We start from the raw sequence: 14,922 nt of genomic DNA, 5'->3' as shown, positions 1-14,922 counted from the left end.
CTATTGAAGAACATTACATTTTAAATACGCAAGTTTTTCTGTGCCCTCAATTTCATTGAGAGGGTGTTATTTAATAATTAACGAATCCCGATTGTGCCGTCTTAAAATCTAATCGTTTTGAACCCGCAATAAGCAGGTGGGTGTTCTCTTCAAAACTTTAAACGTCCCATTACAGGCATGTTCGCCATTTCAAAATGTGAACTCCCAACGATAAAATGTTCGGTCAAAACTGATAAGCTTATAACGAACACATCAGGATTCGCGTTAAATATATATTAACACATTAATTCTGATAATTCAAAAGATTTATTATTCGTCCGCCAAAGTTTTTGTGCGGATATTTAGCTCGTCTAACTGCGCTAATGATACCGTGCTAGGAGCGTTTGTTAAGACGCAGCTCGCACTTGCAGTTTTAGGGAATGCAATAGTATCACGTAAGTTGTCACGGCCAGCAAGTAGCATGATGAAACGGTCAAGACCAAATGCTAAACCACCATGTGGAGGCGTTCCATATTCAAATGCATTCATTAAGAAACCAAATTGTTCTTTTGCTTCTTCATCTGTGAACCCAAGTGTTTTGAACATTTTTTCTTGTAAATCTTTTTCGTGAATACGTAATGATCCGCCACCAAGTTCATAACCATTTAATACGATATCGTAAGCTTGTGCTTTAACTGCACCCGGTTCATTCTCCATTTTCTCAAGATCTTCATCGAATGGACGAGTGAATGGGTGATGCGCTGCATAATAACGGTCATCTTCTTCGCTATATTCAAGTAATGGCCACTCTGTAATCCATAGGAATGCAAAGCGAGATTCATCAATTAAACCAAGGTCTTTTCCTAGTTTTTTACGTAAAGCACCTAGTGAATCAGCAACAACTGATTTTTTATCAGCTACAAATACTAATGTATCACCTGGTTCAGCTTGCATACGTTCAACAAGTTTTTCGCCGAATTCGTCATCAAAGAATTTACCGATTGGACCAGTTAATCCTTCTTCAGTTACTTTAATCCACGCAAGACCTTTCGCACCGTAACGGCCAACAAATTTCGTTAATTCGTCAAGATCTTTACGAGAGTATTTATCATTTGCACCTTTAATGTTAAGACCTTTTACTTGTCCACCGTTTTCAACAGTACTAGCGAATACTTTGAAGTTACAACCTGCAACAACATCGCTTAATTCAATAAGTTCTAGATCAAAACGAACGTCTGGTTTATCAGATCCATAACGAGACATTGCATCGTTATACGTCATACGTTGGAAAGGAGCTGGAATATCAATTCCTTTTACTTCTTTCATCACTTTTTGAATTAGTTTTTCATTTAATTCAATGATTTCATCTTGTGACATGAAGCTCATTTCCATATCGATTTGAGTGAATTCAGGTTGACGGTCAGCACGTAAATCTTCATCACGGAAACAACGAGCGATTTGGAAGTAACGCTCAAAACCACCAACCATTAGTAATTGTTTGAACAATTGTGGAGATTGTGGTAATGCGTAAAATTCGCCTTCATGTACACGTGAAGGAACTAGATAATCACGTGCGCCTTCTGGAGTTGATTTTGTTAAAATTGGCGTTTCAACTTCTAAGAAACCTTCATCTTGTAAAAAGTTACGAATTACTTTTGTCACGTCAGAGCGAAGTTTGAATGTATCAAACATTACTGGACGACGTAAGTCTAAGTAACGGTATTTTAAACGCAAGTCTTCGTTTACTTCCGTACGATCTTCAATTGCAAACGGTGGTGTTTTTGCTTTGTTAATGATTGTTACTTGATCGATTAAAACTTCAACCATACCTGTTTCCATGTTTGGATTGATCATTTCTGGATCACGTAATGCAACAGCACCTTCAACTTCTACAACGAATTCGCTACGAAGAGAATCTGCAATATCTAATGCCTCTTGTGAATTTTCAGGGTTGAAAACGATTTGTACAAGTCCTGTACGGTCACGTAGGTCAACGAAAATTAGTCCACCAAAATCGCGACGACGTTGTACCCATCCTTTTAATACGACGCGTTCACCTTCATGAGTGCCGCGTAAAATACCACATTCATGTGTTCTTTTTGCCATGATTATTTCCTCCAATTATTGTTCCTGTTGTTTTGTTAAGTAGTTCACTAAATCATGGAATTGTACTTTTTCTTGGCTACCCAATTCCATATTTTTCACATTAGCAGCTTGTTCATCCAATTCAGACTCACCAAGCACGATAACCCATTTAGCACCTAAACGATCTGCTGATTTCATCTGTGCTTTTACTTTGCGACTTCCATAATCAAGCTCAGTTGAAATACCTTTCGCTCTAAATGAGCTCGCTAATTCTACTGCTTTTAACTTCGCTTGGTCATCCATTGCAACGATGTACATGTCAAGTGCACTATTAGTATCAAGTGAACGTCCCTCAGCTTCTAGAGCAAGCAATAGGCGTTCAATACTCATTGCAAAACCGATACCAGGTGATTCTGGACCACCAATTTGTTCAACTAGCCCATTATAACGACCACCACCACATAAAGTAGTGATTGCGCCCAGGTCCGCTGCCGTGCTCATAATTTCAAAAGTCGTATGGTTATAATAATCCAAGCCACGTACTAAGTTCGGATCTACTACATACGTAATACCTAACACATCTAAGTATTTTTTAACAGCTTCGAAGTAAGCAGCCGATTCCTCATTTAAGTAATCTGTTAATGCTGGTGCAGTAGCCATTAACGGATTTTCGCGATCCACTTTACAATCTAAAATACGTAACGGATTTTTTTCTAGACGATTTTGACAATCTGAACAGAAATCTCCGATATGTGGTTCAAAATGTTTGATTAAAGCATCACGGTGCGCTGCACGAACATCTGCATCACCTAAAGAATTAATCACTAGTTTTAAGTTTTTCAATCCAGCAGTTTCATACACATCCATTGCAAGCGCAATGACTTCGGCATCAATTGCAGGATCTTTACTGCCTATTGCTTCTACTCCGAATTGTACGAACTGGCGGTAACGCCCAGCTTGCTGACGCTCATAACGGAACATTGGACCGATATACGATAATTTTACTGGTTGATCAGGTTGACCGAACATTTTGTGCTCAACGTAAGATCGTACAACAGCTGCTGTACCTTCTGGACGAAGTGTTAAGGAACGGTCTCCTCTATCTTTAAATGTGTACATTTCTTTTTGTACGATATCCGTCGTATCTCCAACACTACGTTGGAATAATTCCGTTTGTTCGAAGATTGGAGTGCGAATTTCTTGATATCTATATACTTGGCAAAGCTGACGAATGATTTCCTCAACCTTTTGCCATTTCTCAGACTGTCCAGGTAAAATATCTTGAGTGCCTCGAGGTACTTTATAATTCATCACATTAACTCCTTTCAAAAATTCAGATTAATTGTAGACTTACAATATCCTTTATTTCACGATTCTCTATGATGAAACTAAAAAAGCCCCCGCCCCTTGCATTAAATGCAAGGGACGAGAGCTGTATAAGCTTCCGCGGTTCCACCCTAGTTGATCTAGTATAACTAAATCCTCTCATGTCGGATAACGGCCGATTCCGTTTTCCCCTAATAAGCATAATATATGCCTTTCGAAGAAAAACCTCTCGAGTGTTATTCACCATACTGTACTGTAGAAAAGATTTCAGCCACGTCTTTTCCTCTCTTTATCAGCCTCATAAATATAGTTACTTGCTCGGTCATAGGTGATCTTAAATAAATTCAGATTACTAAATATCTTACCCACTATAAAGAAATATGTCAACTTTTTTGAAAAACTATAGATTTTTCATGTCACTTCCTTTTACAATAGATAAAAAGGAGGATTAACATGAAAACAAAAATAGTAAAAACGTTTAGTACTTTTTTGATATTAACCACACTTATATGCTCATATTTTTACCAACCAATACATACGGAGGCATCTTCTTCAATATCTTATAAGGTAACAGCAAGTCAGCTTACTTTACGTGAAGGTCCTAGTACAAGCACTAAAAAACTTACGTTAATTCCAAAAAGCACAAAATTAACAAAAATTTCATCTAAAGGATCTTGGATTAAAGTAAAATATAGTGGGAAAACAGGTTGGGTTTCTTCCCAGTACTTATCTAAAGTAAATACAAACGTTGTAACTGCTGCTGCATCGAAAACAGCTGTTGCAAAAATAGGCAACCTAAATATTCGCACCGGTGCTGCAGTTAGCTATAAAAGTCTTGGTAAATTAGCAAAAGGAACAAAAGGGACTGTGTTAGACGAAAAAAATGGTTGGGTGAATATTAAAACATCGAAATATACAGGCTGGGTCTCTAAAAGTTATGTAACGATTAACTCAACTACTTCTTCCAATACAACTACTTTGGCTAGTAATGTTGGTAAATATTACTACATAACAATTGCTGATTTGAATGTGCGAGAAAAAGCTTCTTCATCAGCTGACTCAGCTATTATTGGTAGTGTAGTAAAAGGCAATGAATTTAAAATTTTAAAGGAATCTGGTACTTGGGTACAAATTCAATATACGACAACTAAAAAAGGTTGGGTTTCTTCCAAATCAGCATATGGGAAGATAAGTTCTAAAAAACATACGAGCCAAACATCTAACCCAAACGGACCAGATGAGGAGACAGATTTAGAAACGGACCCGTCAGAACCTGAAAATCCAACACCAGAAGAACCGACTGACACGCCTGAAGATAATGTCGTTTATACGAAGCCTTCAAAAACAGAATATATCTTTATACAATCTGGTTACTTAAATATCCGTTCAAAACCGAATACAACTGGAAAAATACTTTCTGAAGCTAATGCAGGAAGTTACTATACAGTACTGCAATATGCGACTTACCCATCAAATGAATGGGTTAAAGTAATGTATGCTTCTGGACAAGAAGGTTGGATTTCAAATAATACATCAAATAGTTATATAACATTATCGAATCCAGCTACAAACCCACCTGCTTCAAAGAAAAAAACGATTATATTAGATGCAGGGCATGGTGGTTCTGACCCAGGTTCAGGTGGTGGTGGTTATAACGAAGCCGCTCTTACTTATACATTTACAATGAAAACAAAAAACCAACTTGAAAGTATGGGGTACACTGTATACACTACTCGCGGCCAATCAACCGCTTGCTCAGTCTCTACAAATAAAAAAGTAGATTTACAATGTCGTGTTAACCTTGCAAAAACAAAAAAAGCAGATATTTTCGTTAGTATTCATATGAACTCAGCAAGCCCTACTGCAAAAGGGACTGAAACTTATTATGCTTTAGGTAACCCGTATCCAACTAAAAGTAGACAATTAGCAAATGCGGTACACAATTCATATCAACCAGTTATGGGTAGTCTTGACAGAAAAGTTAAACCCTATTACTTCTTTGTAAACCTTTGGGCTCCTGTTCCCTCTATCCTTCTAGAGGTTGGCTTTATTTCAAATGTTGAGGATCGCAGTAAACTTATTAATGCGACTCATCAAAATAATGTAAGTAGAAGTATTGCACAAGGTATTCACAATTACTTCAAAGCGCAATAACCACATTTAATAACTAATAGCCTTACTAGTTCTTCTACAAGAAAACTATGGTAAGGCTATTTTTATAGCTTCTTCTATGCACGCATACTTAAATCCCAGAAAAAACATCTAAAACTTTTTTTACATCTAATAAACAATTATCTTGATGTTATTAACTTCTCGCTTGTTTAGCTTGTAACAACTTCTAAGTGGCTGTTATTGCATTGGCATTACTGATCCTGATAGAACAAAAAAACCTCGGGAACTTCCATACAAAATTGTATGAAAGAGTCCAAGGCTTTATGATTTTCAAAATTGTAATATAGGCGATTGTTATACATTTATCCTTATATTCATATATGAATATTTGCTAAAGTAATGACTATTATCATTTTGATTCAATGACTATTGTGACAGGTCCATCGTTTGTTAATTGGACATCCATCATGGCGCCAAAAATTCCTGTTTCAACACTTAAACCTAGGTTTCGAAGTGTTTCATTGAAATACTCCCATAAAGGCTCTGCTTCCTCGGGTCGTGCGGCTTCAATAAAGCTCGGACGATTTCCTTTGCGTATATCAGCATATAAAGTAAATTGTGAAACAGATAAAATAGCGCCACCGTGATCTAAAATAGAGTGATTCATTTTGCCATCAGCATCTTCCCATAGACGCATCTTCGCAATTTTATTTGCGATATACTCAGCATCTGCTTTTGTATCACCATGTGTAAGTCCAACTAACAATACATACCCTTGATCAATCGCACCTGTAACTTGTCCATCTACAGTCACTGATGCCTTTCTACTACGTTGCAGTACTACTTTCAAAATGAAAACTCCTATCTTAGTTTGTTACACGCTGTACAGAATAAATGTCAGGAATTTGTTTAATACGATCAACAACTTTATATAAATGAGCAATGTCACGAATACGAATTGTTAAGTTAATAGTAGCTAATTTATCTCTATCCGCTCTTCCACTTACAGCACTAATATTCGTTTTAGCTTCATTCACAACTTGCATTACTTCATTCAGTAAACCCGGACGATCATAGCCTGAAACTTCGATGTCAACAGAATACTCTTTTTTCTCATGAGCAAAAGCAGAATCCCATTCAACATCGATTAAGCGTTCTTGTTCTTCATTGGATTGCACATTTGGACAATCTGCACGGTGAACAGAAACACCTCGACCTTTTGTGATAAAACCAACAATATCATCCCCTGGTACTGGACTACAACAGCGCGAAAGACGAATTAGTAGATTCTCTAACCCTTTTACGACGACGCCGGACTCCGTTGACTTTCTCTTTTCAGGTGAATTCATTTCTTTATTGATTTTCACTAACGCTTCTTCATGATCTCGTTGTTTACGAATTTTTTCTGCAAGACGATTAACGACTTGTTGTGCCGTCATGCCATTAAAGCCAACAGCCGCTACTAAATCGTCTTCGCTTGCAAAATTCATCTTCTCACATACTCTTTTAAAGTTTTCAGGAGTTAAAACTTCTTTAGGATCGAAGTTTTGCTCTTTAATTTCTTTATCAATTAATTCGCGACCTTTTACAACGTTGTCTTCACGTAATTGCTTTTTAAAGAATTGTTTGATCTTGTGCTTGGCTTGTGAAGACTGTGCAATTTTCAGCCAATCACGACTTGGTCCAAATGATTGCTTAGACGTCATAATCTCAATAATATCACCTGTTTTTAAAGGTGTATCGAGTGGCACCATTTTGCCATTTACTTTTGCTCCAATAGTTTTATTACCAATTTCAGAGTGTACGCGATATGCAAAGTCAATCGGTACAGATCCTGCAGGTAATTCCATGACATCGCCTTTTGGAGAAAAAACATAGACCATATCAGAGAACAAATCAAATTTTAAAGATTCCATAAACTCTTCTGCATCAGAAGATTCATTTTGGAACTCTAAGATTTCACGGAACCATGTTAGTTTACTATCGATATTTGAGTTACTCATATCGATATTTTTGCCTTCTTTATAAGCCCAGTGTGCGGCAACCCCGTATTCTGCTATATTATGCATGTCCATCGTACGTATCTGCACTTCTAATGGGTCACCGTACGGTCCAATTACTGTCGTATGCAACGATTGGTATAAGTTTTGTTTTGGCATTGCAATATAGTCCTTAAAACGGCCTGGCATCGGTTTCCAAAGAGTATGCACTATTCCTAACACAGCATAACAGTCTTTAATACTATCGACGATTACACGTACGGCAAGTAAATCATAAATTTCACTAAATTGTTTATTTTGCATAACCATTTTGCGGTAAATGCTATATATATGTTTTGGACGACCTGATAAATCTGCCTTAATTTCAATATCATCTAGCTGTGTATTAATCTCACCCATTACAGACGATAAATAAGCTTCGCGTTCTACACGCTTTTTCTTCATCAAATTAACGATACGGTAATATTGCTGTGGGTTTAAATAACGAAGTGCTGTATCCTCTAACTCCCATTTAATCGCCGAAATACCTAAGCGATGAGCTAGTGGGGCAAAAATTTCAAGCGTTTCCTTCGCAATACGTCGTTGCTTTTCAACAGGTAAATGTTTTAATGTACGCATATTATGTAAGCGATCCGCTAATTTGATTAAAATTACACGGATGTCTTGCGCCATAGCAACAAACATTTTACGATGATTCTCAGCCTGCTGTTCTGCTTTCGATTTATATTTAATCTTACCTAGCTTTGTAACACCATCCACAAGCATAGCAACATCTTCACTGAACGCTTCTACTAGATCCTCGCGTGTTACTGGAGTATCTTCTACAACGTCATGTAGAAAGCCTGCTGATACTGTTTCTGGATCCATTTGAAGTTCAGCTAAAATACCTGCTACTTGAATGGGATGTAAAATATAAGGCTCCCCCGAGCTTCGAAACTGTTCTTTATGCGCTTCTCTCGCAACCTCATATGCTTTTTGTACAAAAGCAACATGTTCGGTATTCATATAAGAAGAAAGAGTTGCAAAAACGTCTTCTACTGTCATCACTTGATCCTTCGCCATGTTAGCCACCCTATTCCGTAAATTTTCCGATTAGATTTAACTTTTATTGTATAAAAAAAATAGCCTTGTTGTAAAGGCTATTTGCGTCAAAAGCGGTTGGCAATCATAATAACTCTATTTATACGATAAAAACCCCCTTGTTAAAAACAAGGGCACTGAAAAAGTCCATAAAATGAATTTTAGCCATGGCTTTTTCTTCGATGCCGTTAATTTCCGTTCCGGCGGACGCTTTCCTGGGGGCGAACCTTGAGCCTCCTCGTCGCTAACGCTCCTGCGGGGTCTCAAGATATTCGCTGGTCCCAGAGGAGTCGCCGCCTGCACTCCAATCAACTAGTTTATCTTTTTTCTGAGTTTTTCATTTTTTCCGATTCACACCTAACTCTTTATAATGAAAGGACTAATTCAAGGTGGTACTATCTATGATTTCCCCAAAAAAACATTCACTCTAAGTCCTCATTTTAGGGCATAAACAGGCGGATTCTTCTCCCTTTGGATTTAAAACGCACATTGCGATGAGTGATGAACGAATTATTACAGCGGCAGTTGTGACAACAGGTGAAAAAAGTGACTGACATTGGCAAAATCGGTGGATTTATTTGGCCTGGAAGTCCAAGTATCTACAACAATACTTGTGTGAATTTGAAACGTATTTTGATGCTATTAAATGAAGAATAAGGGAAATACAAAAAACACCGGCACTTTCTGTTCAAAATCGAACAAAAAGTGTCAGTGTTTACTAGTAAAGAACATTACATTTTATAAACGTAAATTTTACAGTGCCCTCGTTAAAAGCAAGGAGGTTAATTTATTAATATTGCATTAATGTAAAGATATCATGCCCTTTAATCTTATCACGGCCGTTAAGCTCTTCTAACTCGATTAAGAATGCACACCCTACTACTTCTCCACCTAATTCTTCAATAAGTTGGATTGCTGCTGCTACAGTTCCACCAGTTGCAAGTAAATCATCAACGATTAATACTTTTTGACCAGGTTTAACAGCATCTTTGTGCATTGTTAATGTGTCTTTACCATATTCCAAACCGTAATCAGCACTGATTACTTCACGTGGTAATTTACCTGGTTTACGAACAGGGGCAAAACCGATTTCTAAAGCATAAGCAACCGGGCATCCTGTAATGAACCCACGAGCCTCAGGACCAACGATTAATTCGGCCCCTACTTTTTTTGCATATTCCACGATTTGATCTGTTGCGTATTTATATGCTGTTCCATTATCCATAATTGTCGTGATATCCTTGAAAGAAATACCTTCTTTTGGCCAGTCTTCAACGACCGTCACGTATTTTTTTAAATCCATTACTGTTCCTCCTCAGAAACTGTTTGAGCGAATAATCTCGCATCAAACCACTCTCTTAAATCTTTATATGGTGCATACAACAAAGTCTGTTCTAAATCCATTTGTTGGGCACGTGTTTTATAAACGGTTGCACTTGATAATTGTTTTTTGGGAGCACCTTCTACAATTTTTGCAAGTCCGTTCTCTATTGTAACAAAACCGAGTTCAAAAAACACCTGGGTCATGAAAATTAACATATCACGACTCCACCCTTTATGTTTAGCCAAATCGTTTAAATGTTGTCTTAAATGGAATTCACGACGTTTATTTAAAAACGTATAGTACCAACCGAACTGTTCTCTCGTTGGCATACCATCAAAATAATGCGAATCTGGAATATAGAAGTGAGCATAAATTCGAGTTGGTTTTACTTTTGTTAATAGTTCTTCTAACATTTGAACATCTTGTGGCATATCTAATAAGACGATAAAAGGACTAACATTTTCTAATAATAGCTCTTCACTATAGGGCATTATCTTTTTTGGGATTAAAGATTCATAATATTGCATTGTATCAGGCTTAAATGCTATAAATGTAGATTCCTCTAAAGGTACCGTTTGTAACCATCTAGCAACTTGTCTAATTCCTCGTAAGTCAAATAACTGCCATTCATCTGTACGTACATCTGAGATCATAAACTGTGGCTTCTTTCGGCCATTCCATTCATTAATTTGCAAATCACCTGCAAAAGAAACATTTATACCATAAGTGAGCTCATCTGCAAGATACCCTTTGTGGAATCCAACTGCATCAATGGTGGCATCCGGTTGGCCTATTTCCATCTTCAAATGATCTTCATTGGCACCAATTTTCCGCATAGATTGTATATGTTCATCTTCAATACCATACATGGGTTTTGGAAAACTCATTCCAAAAGGGGCTAATTCTCTTACTTCCGCAATTGAATCCGTATCAATCTCATCTATTTTCAGAGGAATATCTACTTGAAGAATAGGAATTAAGTCTTCTTCAGTTAAACATTCTCTTCCTTGTATATCTAAGCGTTCACGCAATTCATCTACATCTTCCATCGCTAGTGTCATACCTGCTGCCATTGGATGTCCACCGAATGCTGGTAAAATGTCTCGATTTTTTGCAAGCTCTTGATACATATTAAAACCTTCAATGCTTCGCGCTGAGCCCTTTGCGATACCTTTTTCAATATCAATGCATAAGATAATCGTCGGTTTATAGTATTTTTCAACAAGTCTTGAGGCCACAATTCCTACGACACCTGGATTCCAGCCTTCTTCTGCTATAACTAGTACTTGTGAATTGCGAATTTCATCGATATTTTCAACCATTGCAACAGCTTGCTCAGTAATATCAGAAACAATTCCTTGGCGCTCTTTGTTTTTATCATTTAAGAGACTAGCCATTGTCGCAGCACTCGCCTCATCTTCTTCAAGCAAGAAGTCTACGCCAGGGTTGGCATCACCAAGTCGTCCTAATGCATTTAACCTTGGACCAAATCCAAAACCAATGGTCTCTTCTGTAATGTCATTTTGTTTCGTACCAGCTACTGTGCATAATGCCTTTATCGAAGGTCTTGTTGACTTTTGCAAGGCTAGAATACCTTGCTTTACTAAATAACGGTTTTCATCCAATAAAGGTACTAAATCAGCTATTGTTCCAATAGCTACAAATTCTAGCAAATGTTTTGGAAGTTCACCGTATAAAGCATGTGCCACTTTAAATGCCACACCAACACCCGCAAGCTCTCCGAAAGGATAGTCCCCCTTTGGATGTCTTGGGTGAATAATGACATCGGCTGGTGGCAATTCCTCTCCAATTTCATGGTGATCTGTCACAATGACATCCATCCCAAGCTCTTTTGCCACTTGTACTTCATGATTGCCTGAAATACCATTATCAACCGTGATGATTAATTTGAACCCTTGCTCATTTGCTTCCCGGAATAACTGTTCACTTGGACCATAACCATCAGTAAATCGATTAGGAATTTTGTGTTCTACTTTCGCATCCAAGTCTCTTAAAACGGTCATCATAACAGCTGTACTCGTTATGCCATCAGCATCGTAATCACCATAAACAAGTATCTTCTCATCATCATTAATTGCTTGATGAATACGATCTACTGCCTGTTGCATTCCGTACATTTGGAATGGATCATTTACAGATTGATGATCTATATTTAAAAAAGCACGTGCAGATTCGACTGTATCAAAACCACGTGCTGCTAATATTTTTGCAGAAATTGCAGGTATATCGAGTTCCTTTTGAAATGTTTTTACAAGCATTTCATCTGGTCTTTCTATTCGCCATCTTTTATTTGTCATTACCATTCTGTCACTTCCTCACGCGTTTCATTATACCTAATTTTGCTTACGAAAAAAACCTTTAGACATGGTAACTTAAAGGTTAGTCTTTGAAAAAAGATTATACCTATATGCCCTAATCGTTTACTTTCGATATTAATAAATCAAACTTTATCTAAAGCTATTCATAATCTAATAAATCCATAAAAAAACTACCCTACACTTTAAAAGTGCAGAGTAGTCTAAATGAGCTGAACACTTTCGTATTTAATTATACGACTGGTTCGTCAGTGCCCCATTGTTTTTTCTTTTTACCGACATCTAAGTTGCCTTGTTTTTTCATTTGGCGTTTTTTCAGTGAGAACCAAACTTGTGCTGCGATAAAGATTGAAGAATACATACCTGTAATTAACCCAATTAATAATGCAATCGAGAAGTTTTGGATTGAAGGTGCACCTAAGAACAACAATGCAACAACAACAATAATTACTGTTAATACTGTATTTACAGATCGCCCTAAAGTTTGACGAAGCGATTTGTTAACAATATTAGCAAGGTCTTCAGAGTCTTTCACTTTACCAACACGATGTAAGTTTTCACGAATACGGTCAAACGTTACAATTGTATCGTTTATTGAATAACCAACGATCGTTAATACGGCAGCGATAAATGTAATATCCACTTCAAGGCGGAAGAAACTAAATAACGCGACCATAAAGAATACGTCATGTAGTAATGATACAATCGCTCCAACACCCATGCGCCATTCGAAACGGAAGGCTACATAAATGATGATTCCAAGAGCTGCAATTGCTAATGCTTTAATTGCAGATTTCACTAACTCTTTTCCTACTGTAGGAGATACTGTACTAATACTTGGATCATGACCAAATTCTTTTTTGAATTCTGTTTTAACTTTTTTCACTTCATCTTTTGTTAAATCATCTTTATAACGAATAACACCGACGTTACTTTTATCACCAGAAATGACAATATCTTCAGATTCAAAGCCGATTTTAGTGATGAAATTAGATACTTCTTCTTTAGTTAACTTATGCTCAGATTGAACTTCCACTCGTGTACCACTTGAGAAATCAATCCCTAAGTTAAGCTTGAAGATTCCTAAAATAGTAAACCCAGCAATAATAAATATTACTGAAGCTGTGTAGAATTTTCTACGATTATGAACAAAGTCTAATTTATCAAAGCGAGTTGATAAATCTAGTGTGTCCAGGCCTTCTTCAATTTTGTGTACTCTCTTTTTGCTTACACCAAACCAAGCAGGCTTATTATCAAAGAATCCGCTGTTTACAAGTAAGCCTAGTAAAATACGAGTTCCCCAAACTGCAGTGATAAAGCTGACTAAAATACTAATTATTAATGTAGTTGCAAAACCTTTAACAGAGCTTGTCCCAAATATAAATAATACAGCAGCTGCAAGAAGCGTTGTAATATTAGCATCGAAAATCGCTGTGAATGACGATTTTGCACCTGAGTTATATGCCGTCTTAATGGACTTACCTACACGTAATTCTTCACGAATACGCTCGTACATTAAGATATTGGCATCTACGGCCATCCCTACCCCCAGTACGATAGCTGCAATACCTGGTAGTGTAAGCACTGCATTAATCCAGTCAAAGATAACAAGGACTAAGAATGTGAAAACAACTAATGTTAAATTCGCTACTAAGCCAGGTAAACGGTAATATACAAGCATAAAAATAAAGATTAATCCAATACCTACAAGACTTGCAAAAATGGTACTTTTCAGCGCTTGGTCACCAAATTGCGCTCCTACTGAAGTAGAATATTTCTCAACTAATTTAACCGGCAAAGCACCAGCATTTAAAATGCCCGATAAATCTTTTGTTTGTTGTACAGTAAAAGCACCTGAAATTTGAACGTCTGGTGAATTGATGACTTGCGTTACACGTGGATCAGAAACAAATTTCGGGTTTGCCTTTTTAACTTCTTCTGCGTATGAGTCTTTACCTTCTTCAAAGTCTAACCAAATGACTAATAAGTTATTTGGTTCTCCCATAGCAGCAATTTTCGATGTTACTTCAGCAAATTTCGATGGGTCTTTTAATTTCAAAGTAACTATCGGACGATTTTGATCATCAAAGGAATCTTTTGCTCCACCCTGTTTTAAATCGTTCCCGTCTAACAAAACTTTGTCATTAACGTCACGGAATGTAAGGTTAGCCTCAGTAGCAAGTAGTTCACGAGCAGTTTCTTGATCTTCAACACCTGCTAATTGAACTCGAATACGGTTGCCACCTTCAATTTGAATACTTGGTTCACTAACACCCATTGCATCTACACGTCGTGACAATGCTTGAGCCGTATCCTTTACATCATTTTCCGTTATTTTCGGACCACCATTTAATTCTTTTACTTGATAAAGAACTTCAAAACCACCTTGTAAATCAAGGCCTAGTTTAATATTGTTCAAGACTCCCTGAACAGTCGTACTCATCGTTGCACCTAAAACAACAACCAGTAGTAAAAAAGCAACGATACGGCTTCTTAATTTCATTCAAACTTCCTCCTCAAACAAATACAACGGTATGACTATAAAAACATTTTACTCAATAATCTATATTATGACACGAATTTATTCATAAAGCTTGTAAAAACTTCGAGACTAAATACTCATAATCTATGAGAAGTGATATAAAAAGTACCGAAAAATGTTTTTTAGTATAAAAACTGT

At 37.0% G+C, this 14,922-nt stretch carries 8 protein-coding genes, 1 other RNA gene and 1 other annotated feature; of the genes, 1 reads left to right on the top strand and 8 read right to left on the bottom strand.

What is annotated here, in order from left to right; translation table 11 throughout:
* Positions 1–80 precede the first annotated feature (80 nt).
* From ssrS to hisS, 3 genes are all read right to left on the bottom strand, one after another.
* A non-coding RNA gene (gene ssrS / locus ACZLO7_RS07020) (6S RNA) lies at positions 81–262 on the bottom strand.
* A gap of 47 nt (positions 263–309) precedes the next feature.
* Positions 310–2,085: an aspartate--tRNA ligase gene (gene aspS / locus ACZLO7_RS07015; protein ID WP_464940741.1), complete on the bottom strand. Its 1,776-nt coding sequence runs from the start codon at positions 2,083–2,085 to the stop codon at positions 310–312.
* A gap of 15 nt (positions 2,086–2,100) precedes the next feature.
* Entirely contained in the window at positions 2,101–3,375 is a 1,275-nt protein-coding gene (gene hisS / locus ACZLO7_RS07010; RefSeq protein WP_464940742.1) for a histidine--tRNA ligase, read from the bottom strand.
* Positions 3,376–3,482: 107 nt separating this feature from the next.
* Positions 3,483–3,725: a binding site (T-box leader), on the bottom strand.
* Positions 3,726–3,843: 118 nt separating this feature from the next.
* Between hisS and ACZLO7_RS07005 the strand changes: the two genes are divergently transcribed.
* Positions 3,844–5,544, top strand: coding sequence for an N-acetylmuramoyl-L-alanine amidase family protein (locus tag ACZLO7_RS07005; protein ID WP_464940743.1), 1,701 nt, complete (start codon positions 3,844–3,846; stop codon positions 5,542–5,544).
* A 367-nt stretch (positions 5,545–5,911) separates the two neighbouring features.
* Here the strand turns inward: ACZLO7_RS07005 and dtd are convergent, their stop codons facing one another.
* From dtd to secDF, 5 genes are all read right to left on the bottom strand, one after another.
* Positions 5,912–6,352 (bottom strand): D-aminoacyl-tRNA deacylase, encoded by a 441-nt coding sequence (dtd, locus tag ACZLO7_RS07000; RefSeq protein ID WP_464940744.1) that lies wholly within the window; start codon positions 6,350–6,352, stop codon positions 5,912–5,914.
* Positions 6,353–6,368: 16 nt separating this feature from the next.
* Positions 6,369–8,564, bottom strand: a complete 2,196-nt coding sequence (locus tag ACZLO7_RS06995) for a RelA/SpoT family protein (RefSeq protein ID WP_464940745.1) — start codon at positions 8,562–8,564, stop codon at positions 6,369–6,371.
* A gap of 808 nt (positions 8,565–9,372) precedes the next feature.
* Entirely contained in the window at positions 9,373–9,885 is a 513-nt protein-coding gene (locus ACZLO7_RS06990) for an adenine phosphoribosyltransferase (protein WP_464940746.1), read from the bottom strand.
* On the bottom strand, positions 9,885–12,230 hold the full coding sequence (gene recJ, locus ACZLO7_RS06985) for a single-stranded-DNA-specific exonuclease RecJ (RefSeq protein ID WP_464940747.1): 2,346 nt from the start codon (positions 12,228–12,230) through the stop codon (positions 9,885–9,887). The genes ACZLO7_RS06990 and recJ overlap by 1 nt, the downstream gene beginning before the upstream one ends.
* 244 nt (positions 12,231–12,474) lie before the next feature.
* On the bottom strand, positions 12,475–14,745 hold the full coding sequence (gene secDF / locus ACZLO7_RS06980) for a protein translocase subunit SecDF (RefSeq protein ID WP_464940748.1): 2,271 nt from the start codon (positions 14,743–14,745) through the stop codon (positions 12,475–12,477).
* Positions 14,746–14,922: the final 177 nt, after the last annotated feature.

The sequence above is a fragment of the Viridibacillus sp. d25.2 genome (assembly GCF_055456015.2).
This window is presented reverse-complemented; position numbering and strand designations above follow the sequence as displayed.

What these genes read in the sequence shown, in the direction of transcription:
- hisS (WP_464940742.1), bottom strand. Translation starts at nt 3,375, where the DNA reads ATGAATTATAAAGTACCTCGAGGCACTCAAGATATTTTACCTGGACAG.
- ACZLO7_RS07005 (WP_464940743.1), top strand. Translation starts at nt 3,844, where the DNA reads ATGAAAACAAAAATAGTAAAAACGTTTAGTACTTTTTTGATATTAACC.
- ACZLO7_RS06990 (WP_464940746.1), bottom strand. Translation starts at nt 9,885, where the DNA reads ATGGATTTAAAAAAATACGTGACGGTCGTTGAAGACTGGCCAAAAGAA.
- recJ (WP_464940747.1), bottom strand. Translation starts at nt 12,230, where the DNA reads ATGGTAATGACAAATAAAAGATGGCGAATAGAAAGACCAGATGAAATG.
- aspS (WP_464940741.1), bottom strand. Translation starts at nt 2,085, where the DNA reads ATGGCAAAAAGAACACATGAATGTGGTATTTTACGCGGCACTCATGAA.
- ACZLO7_RS06995 (WP_464940745.1), bottom strand. Translation starts at nt 8,564, where the DNA reads ATGGCGAAGGATCAAGTGATGACAGTAGAAGACGTTTTTGCAACTCTT.
- secDF (WP_464940748.1), bottom strand. Translation starts at nt 14,745, where the DNA reads ATGAAATTAAGAAGCCGTATCGTTGCTTTTTTACTACTGGTTGTTGTT.